The sequence below is a fragment of the Sphingomonas arenae genome, assembly GCF_016924655.1.
GTDB classification, from domain to species: Bacteria; Pseudomonadota; Alphaproteobacteria; order Sphingomonadales; family Sphingomonadaceae; genus Sphingomicrobium; species Sphingomicrobium arenae.
In genome coordinates, this window is sequence record NZ_JAFFJU010000002.1 from 894,341 (window position 1) to 908,730 (window position 14,390).

At 66.4% G+C, this 14,390-nt stretch carries 15 protein-coding genes; 11 read left to right on the forward strand and 4 right to left on the reverse strand.

The window, feature by feature from the left end; genetic code table 11:
• The first annotated feature begins 83 nt into the window (after positions 1 to 83).
• On the forward strand, positions 84 to 1,463 hold the full coding sequence (gene pgmG / locus JT720_RS10590; protein WP_205481218.1) for a phosphoglucomutase/phosphomannomutase PgmG: 1,380 nt from the start codon (positions 84 to 86) through the stop codon (positions 1,461 to 1,463).
• A 134-nt stretch (positions 1,464 to 1,597) separates the two neighbouring features.
• Here the strand turns inward: pgmG and JT720_RS10595 are convergent, their stop codons facing one another.
• Positions 1,598 to 1,849, reverse strand: coding sequence for a CsbD family protein (locus JT720_RS10595; RefSeq protein WP_205481219.1), 252 nt, complete (start codon positions 1,847 to 1,849; stop codon positions 1,598 to 1,600).
• Positions 1,850 to 1,982: 133 nt separating this feature from the next.
• Here JT720_RS10595 and JT720_RS10600 point away from each other — a divergent pair, with 133 nt between their 5' ends.
• A complete protein-coding gene (locus JT720_RS10600) occupies positions 1,983 to 2,354 on the forward strand; it encodes a hypothetical protein (protein WP_205481220.1) in 372 nt (123 codons plus the stop codon).
• Positions 2,355 to 2,565: 211 nt separating this feature from the next.
• Here JT720_RS10600 and JT720_RS10605 read toward each other — a convergent pair whose 3' ends face one another.
• On the reverse strand, positions 2,566 to 3,561 hold the full coding sequence (locus JT720_RS10605; RefSeq protein ID WP_205481417.1) for a ligase-associated DNA damage response exonuclease: 996 nt from the start codon (positions 3,559 to 3,561) through the stop codon (positions 2,566 to 2,568).
• A 67-nt stretch (positions 3,562 to 3,628) separates the two neighbouring features.
• Here JT720_RS10605 and JT720_RS10610 point away from each other — a divergent pair, with 67 nt between their 5' ends.
• The 5 genes from JT720_RS10610 (at position 3,629) to pdeM (ending at position 7,880) form a co-directional block, all read left to right on the forward strand.
• The gene (locus JT720_RS10610; RefSeq protein ID WP_205481221.1) at positions 3,629 to 3,829 is read left to right on the forward strand and encodes a hypothetical protein; all 201 of its coding nucleotides are present in this window, start codon (positions 3,629 to 3,631) and stop codon (positions 3,827 to 3,829) included.
• The gene (locus JT720_RS10615; RefSeq protein ID WP_205481418.1) at positions 3,826 to 6,240 is read left to right on the forward strand and encodes a ligase-associated DNA damage response DEXH box helicase; all 2,415 of its coding nucleotides are present in this window, start codon (positions 3,826 to 3,828) and stop codon (positions 6,238 to 6,240) included. Before JT720_RS10610 ends, JT720_RS10615 begins: the two co-directional genes overlap by 4 nt.
• Positions 6,241 to 6,379: 139 nt before the next feature.
• The gene (locus JT720_RS10620; protein WP_237219802.1) at positions 6,380 to 6,661 is read left to right on the forward strand and encodes a hypothetical protein; all 282 of its coding nucleotides are present in this window, start codon (positions 6,380 to 6,382) and stop codon (positions 6,659 to 6,661) included.
• An 8-nt stretch (positions 6,662 to 6,669) separates the two neighbouring features.
• Positions 6,670 to 7,125: a 3'-5' exoribonuclease gene (locus JT720_RS10625; protein ID WP_205481222.1), complete on the forward strand. Its 456-nt coding sequence runs from the start codon at positions 6,670 to 6,672 to the stop codon at positions 7,123 to 7,125.
• A gap of 92 nt (positions 7,126 to 7,217) precedes the next feature.
• Positions 7,218 to 7,880, forward strand: coding sequence for a ligase-associated DNA damage response endonuclease PdeM (pdeM, locus tag JT720_RS10630; RefSeq protein ID WP_205481223.1), 663 nt, complete (start codon positions 7,218 to 7,220; stop codon positions 7,878 to 7,880).
• Here pdeM and JT720_RS10635 read toward each other — a convergent pair.
• Both JT720_RS10635 and JT720_RS10640 read right to left on the reverse strand, forming a co-directional pair.
• Positions 7,877 to 8,386: a hypothetical protein gene (locus tag JT720_RS10635; RefSeq protein ID WP_205481224.1), complete on the reverse strand. Its 510-nt coding sequence runs from the start codon at positions 8,384 to 8,386 to the stop codon at positions 7,877 to 7,879. The genes pdeM and JT720_RS10635 overlap by 4 nt on opposite strands.
• Positions 8,387 to 8,397: 11 nt before the next feature.
• Entirely contained in the window at positions 8,398 to 10,116 is a 1,719-nt protein-coding gene (locus JT720_RS10640; protein WP_336511996.1) for a chorismate-binding protein, read from the reverse strand.
• Between the two features lie 61 nt (positions 10,117 to 10,177).
• Here JT720_RS10640 and JT720_RS10645 point away from each other — a divergent pair, with 61 nt between their 5' ends.
• The 4 genes from JT720_RS10645 to rpmF all read left to right on the forward strand — a co-directional run bounded on the left by JT720_RS10645 (position 10,178) and on the right by rpmF (position 14,359).
• Positions 10,178 to 11,443 (forward strand): dipeptidase, encoded by a 1,266-nt coding sequence (locus JT720_RS10645; RefSeq protein WP_205481225.1) that lies wholly within the window; start codon positions 10,178 to 10,180, stop codon positions 11,441 to 11,443.
• Between the two features lie 9 nt (positions 11,444 to 11,452).
• Positions 11,453 to 13,375 (forward strand): S9 family peptidase, encoded by a 1,923-nt coding sequence (locus JT720_RS10650; RefSeq protein ID WP_205481226.1) that lies wholly within the window; start codon positions 11,453 to 11,455, stop codon positions 13,373 to 13,375.
• Between the two features lie 29 nt (positions 13,376 to 13,404).
• Positions 13,405 to 14,037, forward strand: coding sequence for an MBL fold metallo-hydrolase (locus JT720_RS10655; RefSeq protein ID WP_205481420.1), 633 nt, complete (start codon positions 13,405 to 13,407; stop codon positions 14,035 to 14,037).
• 142 nt (positions 14,038 to 14,179) lie between these two features.
• The gene (rpmF, locus tag JT720_RS10660; RefSeq protein ID WP_192585465.1) at positions 14,180 to 14,359 is read left to right on the forward strand and encodes a 50S ribosomal protein L32; all 180 of its coding nucleotides are present in this window, start codon (positions 14,180 to 14,182) and stop codon (positions 14,357 to 14,359) included.
• Positions 14,360 to 14,390 lie beyond the last annotated feature (31 nt).

Sequence of the window (14,390 nt, forward strand, 5' to 3'; positions counted from 1 at the left end):
CCAGCATCCTTCGACAAGCTCAGGGTGAGCGCAATGTTGGAAGCTGGATGAACAAAGCCAGCCTTGCTACGTTCGGCCCCGTAATGACTCACAGCTTCGACCCCACCATCCTCCGCGAATATGACATTCGCGGAATCGTCGGCTCCACGCTCCACGAAGCCGACGCCTACGCCCTCGGCCGCACCTTCGGCTCGCTTGCCCGCGACGAGAACGTCACCCGGCTCGCGGTCGGGCGGGACGGGCGGACGCACTCGCAGCTCCTGCAGGACGCCCTCATCCGCGGCCTTACCGAAAGCGGCATAGACGCTGTCCGCATAGGCATGGGCCCGTCTCCCATGCTCTATTTCTCGACCTACGAGCTCGACGTCGGCGGCGGAATCCAGATCACCGGCAGCCACAATCCGGCCGACTATAACGGCTTCAAGATGCTGCTGAACGGCCGCTCCGTGTTCGGGGCGGAGATCAAGGAACTCGGCCGCCGGGCCGCCGCGGGCGAGTGGCACTCGGGCGAAGGCCAGGTCAGCGACGAAGACGTCATGGACCGCTACGTCGACCGGCTCGTTTCCGACTTCTCCGGCAACGGCTTCCGCATCGGATGGGACGCGGGCAACGGAGCCGCCGGCCCGGCTCTGGAGAAGCTGATCCAGCGCCTGCCGGGCGAGCACCACACGCTCTACACGAACGTCGACGGCGCGTTCCCGAACCACCACCCGGATCCCACGGTCGAGAAGAACCTGGAAGACCTCAAGCGCCTGGTGGCCGAGAAGAACCTCGATTTAGGCATCGCCTTCGACGGCGACGGCGACCGCATCGGCGCGGTGGACGGCCGCGGCCGCGTGATCTGGGGCGACCAGCTGGTCTCCATCCTTGCCGTGCCCGTGCTCAAGGACAATCCCGGCGCGCCGATCATTGCCGACGTCAAGGCCAGCCAGATGCTGTTCGACCGCATCGCCGAACTCGGCGGCCAGCCAATCATGTGGAAGACCGGTCACAGCCTCATCAAGTCCAAGATGAAGGAGACCGGAGCCCCGCTCGCCGGCGAAATGAGCGGCCACATCTTCTTCAAGCACCGCTGGTATGGCTTCGACGACGCCCTCTACGCCGCCGTGCGACTGATCGAGGCGGTAAGCCAGTCCGGTCGCAGCCTGACCGAGCTCAAGGACGCCATGCCCGAGACGTTGGTCACGCCGGAGCTGCGCTTCCCCGTCGACGAAAGCCGCAAGTTCGCGGTGATCGACGAAGTGCTTGAGCGCCTCTCCAGCAACGGCGCCCGCGTGGACCGCACCGATGGCGCCCGCGTCATGAATCAGCACGGCTGGTGGCTGCTTCGCGCATCCAACACCCAGGACGTCCTCGTCGCCCGCGCCGAAGCCCAGGACGGCGCCGGTCTCGAAGCCCTCATGGCCGAGATCGACGACCAACTCGCCGCATCCGGCATCGAGCGCGTCGAGGCGGACCACTAAGGTCGTCACCCCAGACCTGATCCAGGGCTTGCCTTCCTTTAACCTCCCGGTCAGCGCAGCTGATGGGGAGGGGCGACGCCGCCACCGACGGTGGTGGTGGAGGGGCCAACCGCCCTCTCCACCATGCCGCTAGGCTAAATCCGCGCGCCGCGACCTCGCAGCGTCTTCAGCAGCCCGAACCCGAACAACGCCGCCGCCGCGGCCGTTGCCACCGGCTGCCGCTTGGCAAAGTCGCGCACCGCGCCGACGCCCTTGCGCACGCCGCCCGACAGTTGGTCGGCCGCGCCGTCCTGCCGAAGCTTCGGGTCACCCGTCGCATCACCCAGGGCCGACTTGAAGTTGCCCTTCATCTGCGTGCCTTCACCCGCAAGCGTATCGATGTTCATGTGTCACTCCGTTCCTTGATGGTCGGCGTCCAAACGCGCGGGGGCGCAACGAAGTGCCACGCTGCCAGGCAATGAGCGGAGTGTCTGCTTTCGACGGATTGCAGACTTTTGTGCTCCCACTAGAATTTCACATATGCGCAGACCGCTAATCGCTTCCGACGGCAATTTGTGGCGGAATGCTTTCGGCATAGTCGCGACGGCCATCATCGTCCCAGTGGCCTTCGTCGTGAAGATTGTGACCATGCCTTTTGAGCGCCCGGTGCAGAGGACGGCGAGTGAAGTTGCGCGCTACATTCGAGAGTTCATTGAGGGCACTGGCGGCGACTGGGACTGGGACGATTTTCAGAGCATCCCCATTGCCAATGCCGCACTCAATTCTATCCGCGAAAGGGCTTCCCGTGTCATGGAGCCGGTGGACGAGGAAGGAATGACGACCCTGCGCCGCCTACTTGCTGAAGCCGAGGCGTTGGCCGAAAATGAGCCACATACCGGAGTTGGTGGTTAGGTCCGCTTTCCGCCCATAGCGGACATTCACACCATCCTTGAACAGTAGGATCGCGCCTGCTCCAAGCCGGGGCGCGGCTCCCCGCAGGCTCCTTCTCAACTCAGCAGCACAGTTTGGTCGAACTCCGCACGACCGTGAACATTGGGAACATTGGGGAGCCAGGAGGCAGGGGCGAGGTCCCCATCAGGCAAATTTTGATATCCCGTCCTCCTCACCCATCCTCCTCGTCATCTTCGTACCCCACAAGGTTCAGCTCCCGCGCCTTGATCTGGTGGAGCATGCACCAGTGCATCAGCGCATCCTCGCGGCCGTGGGTGATCCAGACTTCCTTCGGCGCGACCTCGCGAATGGTGGCGATCAGCTCGTCCCAGTCGGCGTGGTCGGAAACGATCAGCGGCAGCTCGACATTCTTCTGCCGCGCGCGCTGGCGGATACGCATCCAGCCGCTGGCCATGGCCGTGATCGGATCGGGCAGCCGCCGCGACCAGCGGTCGTTGAGCGCGCCAGGCGGACACAGGATCAGCTTGCCCTGAAGCTCCGCCTTCGGAACGCCCGTCGCCGGCCGCAGCTCGCCGAGATCGATCCCGAGGTCCTGGTACAACCGGCACAGCCGCTCGAGCGCACCATGGTAGTAGATCGGCTCCTCATGTCCGCGCCGCCGCGCCTCAGCGATCACCCGCTGCGCCTTGCCGAGCGCATAGGCGCCGACCAGCACGCACCGGTCCGGATTGTCGTGCAGCCGTGCTAGCAGCCGGTCGACTTCGGCACCAGTATCGGGGTGACGGAACACGGGCAGGCCGAACGTCGCCTCCGTGATGAAGATGTCGCACGGCACCGGCACGAACGGCTCGCATGTCGGGTCCTCGCGGCGCTTGTAGTCGCCTGACACCACCACCCGCTCGCCCCCGTAGTCGAGCACGATCTGCGCCGAGCCGAGCACATGGCCGGCAGGCACGAAGCTCACCTCCACCTCGCCGACCTGGACGCTTTTGCCATACGCCACCGGGCACTCGGTCTGCGGGCCATAGCGAACGCCCATGATCGCCAGTGTTTCGGGCGTCGCCCACACCCGCCCGTGCCCGCCGCGCGCGTGGTCGGCGTGGCCGTGGGTGACCAGCGCCCGCTCCTTCGGCTGCGACGGATCGACCCACGCATCGGCGGGCCGCACGTAGATGCCTTCGGGAAAAGGCTCGATCCAGGAACCCAAGCGGGGCATCGCGTTGTTATACCCGAAACGAAGCGGCATGGTTCCGCTTGGCTAAGGAGTGCTTCAGATGGCCGACGGCAACGACGTCAACTATTGGAACCTGATCTTCATCGGCGCCATGCTGCTGCTGGCGGTGATCGTCGTCCTGATGCTCCGGTCCAAGCCGCGTTCGCAGGAAATGCACGACCCGACCACCGACGAAGGCACGCGCCGGGTCTATGAAGAGGAGCAGCGGATCCACAAGCGGGATCCCGGCAGCGGCCTCTGACGGAAGGGGCACTGCCGGCGCCCGTCGCGCGCTGGTTCGAGACACGCGGGTGGCAGCCTCGCCGGCACCAGATGGAAATGCTGGAGCGCGCCCACGCGGGCCGTAGCGCGCTGCTGGTCGCCGCCACCGGCGCGGGCAAGACGCTCGCGGGTTTCCTCCCCACCATCTGCGACCTGGCTGAGCAGCCCGCGGAAGGGTTGCACACCCTCTACGTCTCGCCGCTGAAGGCGCTCGCGGTCGACGTTCAGCGCAATCTCCTCACTCCCATTGAGGAGATGGGCCTGCCGATCCGGGTCGAGACCCGCACCGGCGACACGCCGTCCGACCGCAAGGCCCGCCAGCGCGTCCGCCCGCCACAGGTGCTGCTGACCACACCCGAATCACTAAGCCTGCTGCTGAGCTATCCGGACAGCTTCACCCTGTTCGAGAACCTGCGCACCATCGTGATTGACGAGATCCACGCTTTCGCCCGGGAAAAGCGCGGCGATTTGCTGAGCCTCTCGCTCTCCCGTCTGCAGGCGATCGTTCCCGACCTCCGCCGCGTCGGCCTCAGCGCCACGGTCGCGGACCCGGACGCCTACCGCCAGTGGCTAGCACCCGACGCCGACGAGGAGCTGGTGGACCTGGTCATCGGCGATCCCGGCGCGGAGCCGCACCTCGACATCCTCATCCCCGAAGGCCGCGTTCCTTGGTCCGGTCACTCCGGCCGCTACGCTGCACGCCAAGTGATGGATCTGATACAGCGACACAAAACGACTTTGGTCTTCTGCAACACCCGGGGCCTGGCCGAGCTCATCTTCCAAGACCTCTGGCGGGTGAACGACAATGCCCTTCCAATCGGCGTTCACCATGGCAGCCTCGCGCTGGAGGCCCGCCGCAAGGTCGAGGCTGCCATGGCCGACGGCCGGCTCCGAGCCCTGGTCTGCACATCGTCACTCGATCTCGGCATCGACTGGGGCGATGTGGAGCTGGTCATCCAGATGGGCGCGCCCAAGGGCAGCTCGCGCCTGCTTCAGCGCATCGGCCGAGCCAACCACCGGCTCGACGAGCCGAGCGAGGGCACGATCGTGCCCGGCAACCGCTTCGAATATCTCGAGGCCCGGGCTGCCCTCGATGCGGTGGACGCACGGGAGATGGACCCGGAGGTCTTCCGCCCCGGCACGCTCGACACGCTCGCCCAGCACATCCTCGCCTGCGCTTGCGCCGCCCCGTTTGAGCAAGCTGCGCTGCTGCGCGAAATTCGCTCAGCCGCACCCTACGCCGGACTTACGGACGAGGTGTTCGACCGCGTCCTCCAGTATATCGCCACCGGCGGCTATGCCCTGCGCGCCTACGACAAGTTCCGCCGCCTGGTGGAAGATTCGCCGGGCCACTGGCGCATCACCAAGCCCGCGGTCGCTCTCCAGCACCGTCTGAATGCGGGCATCATCGTCGACAATCCCATGCTCGACGTCCGCTTCAAGAATGGTCGCATGCTCGGGCGCGTCGAGGAGGGGTTCGCGTCGACCCTGACCGTCGGCGACCACATCTTCTTCGCCGGCCTCAGCCTCGAGGTCCTCTCGTTCAAGGACAGCGACATCCTGGTCCGCGCCTCGGCCAAGGAAGCGCGGCTGGTCACTTACGGGGGCCAGCGGATGAGCATGACGACCCATCTCGCCGACCGCGTCCGGGCGTTCCTCGCCTCGCCGCAAGAATGGCACCGCTTTCCCGACGATGTCCGGGAGTGGCTGGAAGTCCAGCAGCGCCGCTCCCGTCTGCCGCAGCCCGACGAGCTGCTGGTCGAGACCTTCCCGCACGAGAAGCGCCATTACATGGTGATGTACAGCTTCGAGGGCTGGAACGCGCACCAGTCGCTCGGAATGCTGATCACCAAGCGGATGGAGAAGGCCGGCCTGAAGCCTCTCGGCTTCGTCGCCAACGACTATGCCATCGCCGTCTATGGCCTGGAGCCGATCGACGATCCTGCGCCCCTGCTCTCCGCCGATATCCTCGAGGGCGAATTCGTCGAATGGGTGGAGCAGTCCATGCTGCTGAAGCGCGCCTTCCGCGAGGTCGCGGTCATCGGCGGCCTCGTGGAACGCCAGCACCCGGGCAAGCGCAAGACCGGCAAGCAGGTCAGCTTTTCCACCGACCTCATCTACGACGTGCTTCGCAAGTACGAACCCGAGCACCTGCTGATGAAGGCCGCGTGGGAGGATGCCCGGGCCCGCATGACGGAGTTGGGCCGCCTTGCCCGATTGGTGGAACGCGCCGCCGACCAGATGGTCCATGTCGCCACCAGCCGCGTCACGCCCATGGCGGTGCCCCTGATGGTGATCATCGGCCGGGAGGCGCTGCCCAGCGGCACCGCGGACGACCAGTTGCTGATCGAGGCCGAAGCGCTGGCTCAGGAAGCGATGCGACTGGACTGATCCGGTCTTCCCTTCGCTCGTGCTGAGCGGAAGGCCGCAGGCCTGCAGTCGAAGGGCGCCCTTCGACTTCGCTGCCGCTCCGCTCAGGACGAACGAAGGGTTCATCCCGCAGCAAGGTCCGCCCACTCATCACCGCCGGATGCGGTTCCTCCTGCCTGTCCTCCTTGTCCCGGCCCTGTCCGGCTGCGTTGTCGGCACCATCGCCAGCACCGCCGTCGACGTTGCCACGCTGCCGGTTAAGGTCGTGTCCGCCGGGGTCGATGCCGCCACCACTAGCCAGTCCGAAGCCGACGAGAAACGCGGTCGAGAGCTGCGCAGGGAAGAAGAGCGCCGGGGCCGCGAGGCTCGCGAACTTGCTGAGCGCTGTCGCAAGGGCAAGGAACGCTCCACGGACATTTGCCCAGAACCGCAACCGCGCTAAGCGCGGGCATGCGCTATTTCCTCGACTGCGAATACAACGGCTTCGGCGGCGGCCTGATCAGCCTCGCCCTCGTACCGGAAGACGGTGGCGAGGAATTCTACGCGGTCGTCACCTGCACCGAGCCGCTGCACGAATGGGTGCAGCGCAACGTCCAGCCCTATCTCGACCACGTTCCGGTCGGGCTGCAGCACCCCGCCCAGGACCCGCTGGAGGTTGCAGCCCACCTGTCGTCCTGGCTGTCGGGCTTCCCGGATGTGGAGATCGTTGCCGATTGGCCGGAGGACATCGCGCTCTTCTGCCGCTTGCTGATGACCGGACCCGGGCAGATGGTCGCCGTGCCCGCGCTCACCTTCCGATTGTGGAAGCTGCCAGGTTTCTCGACCGCACGGAACAGCACCGTGCCGCACAATGCGCTTCACGACGCACGGTCCTTGCGGGACCATCTGCTTGGGCTGGAGCACTGACTGCGCTTCGACAGGCTCAGGGTGAGCGCGAGAGCAGCCTTGCGCTCACCCTGAGCTTGTCGAAGGGTGAAGCCGGAAGCTAAAGCGTCATCATGGTTCCCTTTTCGTTCGCTGGCCACGACTTCCTCGCCGACCCGCAAGGCGCGCTTCACTGGCCGGCCGAGCGGGCGCTGCTGGTGGCCGACCTGCACCTTGAAAAGGCGAGCTGGTTCGCCCGCCTCGGCCAGTTCCTCCCGCCTTACGACAGCCAGGCGACACTCGCCGCGCTGACGGCCATCGTCGAGCGGGCGGGAGTCGAGCGGCTCTACTGCCTTGGCGACAGCTTCCACGACCGCTTCGGCTGCGACCGCTTGCCGGAAGAGGCCCGCGCCATGCTGCTGGCGCTGACCGCAAGGCTCGACTGGACCTGGATTCTCGGCAACCACGACCCCGGCTTCGCCGACCATTGCGGCGGACGGCTGCTGGAGGAAGCGGAGGTTGCGGGTGTGCTGCTGCGTCACGAAGCGGATCCCGCGGACCCCCGGCCGGAGATCAGCGGCCACTATCACCCCAAGCTGCGGCTGCAGCTCAAGGGTCGGAACGTGTCGCGGCGCTGCTACGTGGGCTCGTCCGCCAAGCTGATCCTGCCGGCATTCGGTGCGCTCACGGGCGGCCTCGATGCCGGCCACCCGGAGATCCGTCGAAAGGTCGGTCCGGAAGCGGCGGCGTTCGTTCCCGTCGCCGACCGGATGCTGCGCTTCCCGCTCGCCGCTTAGGTGGTGGGAGCCTTGCGCGGCACGCCGGCGATCACGCCCCGGCGCAAGGTCACCCTGGCACCGGTGACCCGGTCCGTCACCACCGCCTGGATCAGATACGGTCCGGGCTTATCGCTCGCCTCGATCTTCATCGTCAGGGCGCCCGGCGATGCGAGCAGGTTGGTGCCCTTCGCCGGAGGTCCGCTGTAGGCGGTCCCGGTGGTTCCCTTGCCGTAGGTCTTCTTGTCGGGACCCATGATCGAGAAGGTGACCCCCACATTGCACTTGCCGTTCGAGGCCGCCCTGCAGCCGGTGAGGATCAGCAGCGCATGAACCGGCTTGAACGGCGTGACGGTGTTGGTCTCCCGGATCTTGGGCGGCGGGGGCCCGCGCCACGTGCGCCAAAATCCGCCGAGATCGTCGACCAGGATCAGGCGCGCGGCGAGATTGCCGCTCTTGCCCTCGAAGGGCCGGGGCTGAGCCGCCGCGGGGGAGGCGACCAGCCCCAGCACAAACAGCCAACGCAAGATAAACCCGATCATTTGAGCCTCGCTGGAATGAGTCCGCGAACGATGTTGCCGATGAGGAAACCGCCCGACAGGTCTTCAACGCGCACGTCGCCCTCCTCGGCCCGCCCCTCGTCGATCAGCTTGGCGCGGAGGATCCCGGGGAGCAGGCCGCGATTCAGTGGTGGTGTCACCAGCTTGCCGTCCCGCTCCACGAAGACGGAGCTGAACGTCCCTTCCGTCACGAAACCATCCTGGTCCACGAAGATCGACTCATAGGCTCCGCCGGCCCGTCGGGCCTCGTCGTAGAAACTCCGGTCACTCGTCTTGTGGCGGATGCGGAAATCATCCGCCGACACGGGCAGCGGAAGCACGGCGACCGTGACTGGAAGCTCGTCGGGCGCCTCGATCCGCCTGACCTCCACCGACATGATTCCAGTGGGCGAGAGCATCAGCCGGGCCATCGCCTTCTGCTTGCGCCCGAATGTCGCCGCCTGAAGCTCGTTGCGGGCCGCATGGCGATTGTAGCGGAACCCCAGCGTCGTCGCCGCCTTGCCGAGCCGGTCGAGGTGTCGGTCGAGTTCGACAATCCCCTCTTCGGGATCGAACCGCATCGTTTCCAGCAGGTCGACGGCAGGCATGGACCGGGTCACGAAGGCTCCCTTGCTGAGGCACTCGTCCCACTCATCGCGGAGACACGAGTCTACGACAAGCCCCGATCCGAGCCCGAGGTGCGCCGGTCGCTCCTCCGGACCGATCTCGAGCGTCCGGATCAGCACGTTGAACGAAGCATCACCTTCAGGCTCGATCCAGCCCATCGCCCCCGTGTACGCACCACGCGGCTCCGGCTCGAGCTCCCGCAGCGCCAGCATGGCCGCGATCTTGGGCGCACCCGTAACGGAGCCGCACGGAAAGATGGTGCGGAGTACGTCGACCGCGTCCAGCCCCGGCGCCAGCCTCGCCGTCACCCGGCTCACCATCTGCTGGAGCGTCGGAAACCGCTCCACCGCGAACAGCTCCGGCACGGCCACGCTGCCGGCAACGGCAACGCGGGCGAGGTCGTTGCGGAGCAGGTCGACGATCATCAGGTTCTCGGCCCGGCTCTTGGCGTCTGCGGTCAGCGTCTCGGGCGCAGCATCGCGCGGCGCGGTGCCCTTCATGGGCTTGGCTTCGATCACGCCGTTGCGAAGCGTGAAGAATTGCTCCGGGCTCAGCGAGAGCAGCCAGCGGTCCGGCAACCGTACCACCCCGCCCCAGGCGGCCGCACTTGCCTCCCGCAGCCGCCGGTAGAGCGCCAGCGGATCGCCTGCGAATGGCACGTCACAGCCGAACGTCAGGTTCGCCTGGTAGAAATCGCCCTCATAGAGGTGATCGCGAACCCTCTCCGCTGCGCGCAGATATTCCGCGGGGCTGATCCGCGGTCGGGGCGATGCGGCAAAGGCACCCTCCCCGGGTGGCAGCCAGGCTGCGGCATCCACCTGCTCGAACCCGTCGAAGAGACCGAACCACAGGAGCGGCCCGGAACCCTGGCGAGCAGCAGCCAGCAGCGCCGGGTCGAGCGCGTACCCCGCCTCGTACGCCATGAAGCCGGCCGCGTGCGAGCCACTGCGAACCGCCTGCTGCAGCCGGTCCAGTGCCGGCAGCACCTCCTCCATCCGCCACGCCACCACCTCCTCGACAGGACGGTGATACAACCGGGCATGCACCCCAGGCGTGCGCGCATCGTCGAACAGGAGAAATGGCGGGTCCACCGGCCCCGTTTGCCCGCTGGCCCGCGGCTTCGTAAAGCTCGCCCTTCAATCAGGAGAGCCCATGCGCCCTTTGCTCGTCGCCGCAGTCCTTGCCCTGCTCGCAACTCCCGCCGCCGCTCAGACCCAGCCACTCGATCCCGCCATCGCCAAGCGGATCGACCGGATCCTCAAGCGCACACCCCTGATCGACGGACACAATGATCTGCCAGGCGAACTTCGGGAAAAGTACGGCAGCCGCGTCGACAATCTCGCCAGCGGGACCGACAAGCTCGAAAAGCCGCTGATGACCGACATAGCGCGGCTGCATGCCGGGCGAGTGGGCGGACAATTCTGGTCGGTCTACATCCCAGCGTCGGTCACTGGAGCGGAGGCGATCCAGATGACGATCGAGCAGATCGATCTCACGCGCCGGATGATCGATGCCTACCCCAAGGACCTGCAGCTTGCGCTCACTGCCGACGATATCGTGCGGGCGCATCGCAAGGGCCGCGTCGCCTCGCTGATCGGCATGGAAGGCGCTCACCAGATCGGCGATTCCATGGCGGCCCTGCGCCGCTTCCATGACCTTGGCGTGCGCTACATGACGCTCACCCACACCAAGACCAACACGGTTGCCGACAGCGGCACGGACGAGCCGCAGCACCAGGGCCTTTCTCCGTTCGGTCAGGAGGTGGTCAAGGAGATGAACCGGCTCGGGATGCTGGTGGATCTCAGCCACGTGTCACCCGAGACCGCGATCGCCGCCATCCAGCTGAGCCGCGCCCCGGTGATCTTCTCGCACTCCAACGCGAAGTCGATCGCCGACCACCCGCGCAACGTTCCCGCGGACGTCCTTCGACAGCTCGCCTTCAATCGCGGCGTGGTGATGGTGAACTTCTATCCCGTCTTCCTGTCCGAGCAGGTGCGCCAGTGGAACGCCAATCGCGCCGGCGAGGAAGCCCGGCTGAAGAGCCTTTACCCCGACGGTGCCTCTAAGGTGGCCGAAGGGCTTGAGACATGGGACGCCGCCAATCCGCGACCTGCAATGGACGTGAGCCTCGTCGCCGATCACATCGAGCGGCTCGCGGCGTCCACCAGCTATGACAATGTCGGGATCGGCGGCGATCTCGACGGCGTGCCGTTCACAGCCGCCGGTCTCGAGGGCGTGGACGACTATCCCCGCCTGTTCGCCGAGCTGATCCGCCGCGGGTGGAGCGACCGGAACCTGGCCAAGCTGGCGGGCGGCAACCTCCTGCGGGTCATGCGCCAGGCCGAGGCGGTCTCCCGTTCGATGAAGGACGTGCCCCCGTCGATGGCCGTGCTTGAGGTGGAGAAAACTGCCCCTTAAGCAGGCCGCATGATCAAGCCGCTCCGCATCGCGCTGGCCGCGACCGCCGCCCTTCTCCCCACCCCGTTGCTGGCGGCCGATGCGCCCAGGCCGGCGGCGCTTGTCGCGGACGGCATGCCTGCCATCCCGCAGGAGCTTGCCGTCGCCGCCCGACCCTACATGGAATTCCGCACCGCCGGCTTCTCCGGCTGGAACGCCCGCGACCGCTCCATGCTGATCAGCACCCGGTTCGGAAACGTCTCGCAGCTCCATAGTGTCGCCGGGCCGCTGATGATGCGCCGCCAGATCAGCTTCGAGGCCGAGCCGCTCGGTGGGCGCTGGTCGCCGCAGGGTGATGTCCTCGCCGTCTCCAAGGACAATGGTGGCGACGAGTTCTACCAGATCTACACGCTCGCCAACGGCCGGCTGAACCTCCTGACCGATGGCAAGAGCCGCAACGAAATGGGTCCGTGGAGCAAGGACGGCCGCATGCTCGCCTACAGCTCGACCCGCCGCAACGGCACGGATTCCGACCTCTATGTGGTCGATCCGCGCAATCCTTCCACCAACCGGATGGTTGCGCAGGTCAAGGGCGGCGGCTGGGGCATCGCCGACTTCGCGCCGGACGGGCGGCGCGCCGCGGTGATCAACTACCAGTCGATCACCAACAGCGATCCCTACCTGCTCGACCTCACGACCGGCGCGCTGAGCCCCATCGGCGACCACTCCAAGGACATTGCCTACGGTGGGGGCAAGTTCGCGCCGGACGGCACCTTGTGGGTCACCTCCGACGAGGGATCGGACACGCAGCGGCTCGGCATTCTCTACCCGACCACCGGCAAGTTCACGCCCGTCTCGGCACCAAGTCGCTGGGACGTCGAGGAGATCGAGATCTCTCACGATGGCCGCACCATCGCGTACGTCGTGAACGAGGCCGGCATCAGCCGCCTCTACCTCATGGACGTGGCCAGCCGGCGCGTGCGCCCGGTCACCAGCCTGCCGGTCGGTGTCGCCGGCGGGCTCGAGTTCGCACCCTGGGGAACGCTTGGCCTGACCCTGACCTCTGCCCGCAGCCCCTCGGATGCCTATGCCGTAGACCCGAAGACACTGAAGGTCACGCGCTGGACCGAAAGCGAGACCGGCGGCCTCGATCCCGCCCGCAACGTCGAGCCCGAACTGGTGGAGGTGAAGAGCTTCGACGGGGAGACAGTGAGCGGCTTCCTCTATCGCCCGGACGCCAAACGCTTCCCGAGCAAACGACCCCTGATCGTCAACATTCACGGCGGCCCGGAAAGCCAGACCCGCCCCGGCTTCCTCGGCCGCACCAACTACCTCATCAACGAGCTCGGGATCGCCGTCTTCTACCCCAACGTCCGCGGCTCCACAGGCTACGGCAAGCGGTTCGTCAGCCTCGACAACGGCCCCTTCAAGCGGGAGGACAGCGTCAAGGACGTCGGCGCCTTCCTCGAGCGGCTGGCTGCCGACCCCCGCTTAGATGCGGAGCGCATGGGTGTGACCGGCGGCTCCTATGGCGGCTACATGTGCTACGCCTCGGCGATCCGCTACAATACCCGCTTCGACGGTGCCCTGTGTGTCGTTGCCATCTCCAACTTCAACACATTCCTGGAAAACACACAGAGCTACCGCCGCGACCTGCGCCGCGTGGAATATGGCGATGAGCGTGATCCCGCGCAGCGCGCCAAGCTGGAGGAAATTTCGCCCCTTCGCCGCGTCAGCGAGATCAAGGCGCCGCTATTCGTGGTGCAGGGCGCAAACGACCCGCGTGTCCCCGCGTCGGAGGCCGACCAGATCGTCAAGGCGGTCCGCAGCGGCGGCAATGAGGTCTGGTACCTGACCGGCCAGAACGAGGGCCATGGATTCGCGAAGAAGGAGAACCAGGACTATCTGTTCTGGGCGACCCTCCTGTTCTGGCAGAAGAACCTCCTGAAGTGACCGAGCCTAACCCGCCGCTCCGCGCGGCCATGATCCCGGTGACGCCGCTGCAGCAGAATTGCAGCCTCGTCTGGTGCACCGCCACCATGAAGGCGGCGGTCGTCGACCCCGGCGGGGGCCTGCCACGGATCAAGGACGCGATCGCGAAAACGGGCGTCACGGTCGAGAAGATCATCCTCACCCACGGCCACATCGATCATGCGGGCGCTGCGGGAATCCTGGCGGAGGACCTCGGCGTTCCCATTGAGGGACCGCACGAGGAGGACCGCTGGCTGATCGCCACGCTGGCGGAGGATGGGGCACGCTACGGCATCGAGGGCCGACCATTCGAACCCTCGCGCTGGCTGGTCCAGGGAGATACGGTCACGATCGGCGATCTGACGCTGGATGTGCACCATTGTCCCGGTCACACTCCGGGACACGTCGTCTTCCATCACCCCGCCTCCAGGCTGGCGATCGTCGGGGACGTGCTGTTCGCCGGCTCCATCGGCCGCACGGACTTTCCGCGGTCCGATCACCAGGCCCTGATCGATTCGATCCGCACCCGCCTTTGGCCCATGGGCAGCGATACGATGTTCATTCCAGGCCACGGGCCGATGTCGACCTTCGGGCGTGAGCGGGCATCCAATCCTTTCGTTTCGGATCGCGCGTTGGCGGCCTGAGCCGAAGCGCTTGCGCTTCCTTAGCTTTACGCTATAGGGCACCCCGTTCGCGACGACCCATCGCCGCCGCGGGGCATGTCCCGTTGAGCATGGCATGGATCGTCGCATCTTTTTTTGACCGCTTGAAGAAACAGGTGCCGCAATGGCCGTCCCTAAGAGAAAAACCTCGCCGTCGAAGCGCAACATGCGTCGCAGCCATCACGCGCTGACGCCCGCCAGCTTTCAGGAGTGCTCGAACTGCGGTGAGCTGAAGCTTCCGCACAACCTGTGCACGGCCTGCGGCCACTACAACGGCCGCGAAATCGTTTCGACCGAGGCCTGACGGTTCCAACGTCCGTGACCCGCAACCCGGA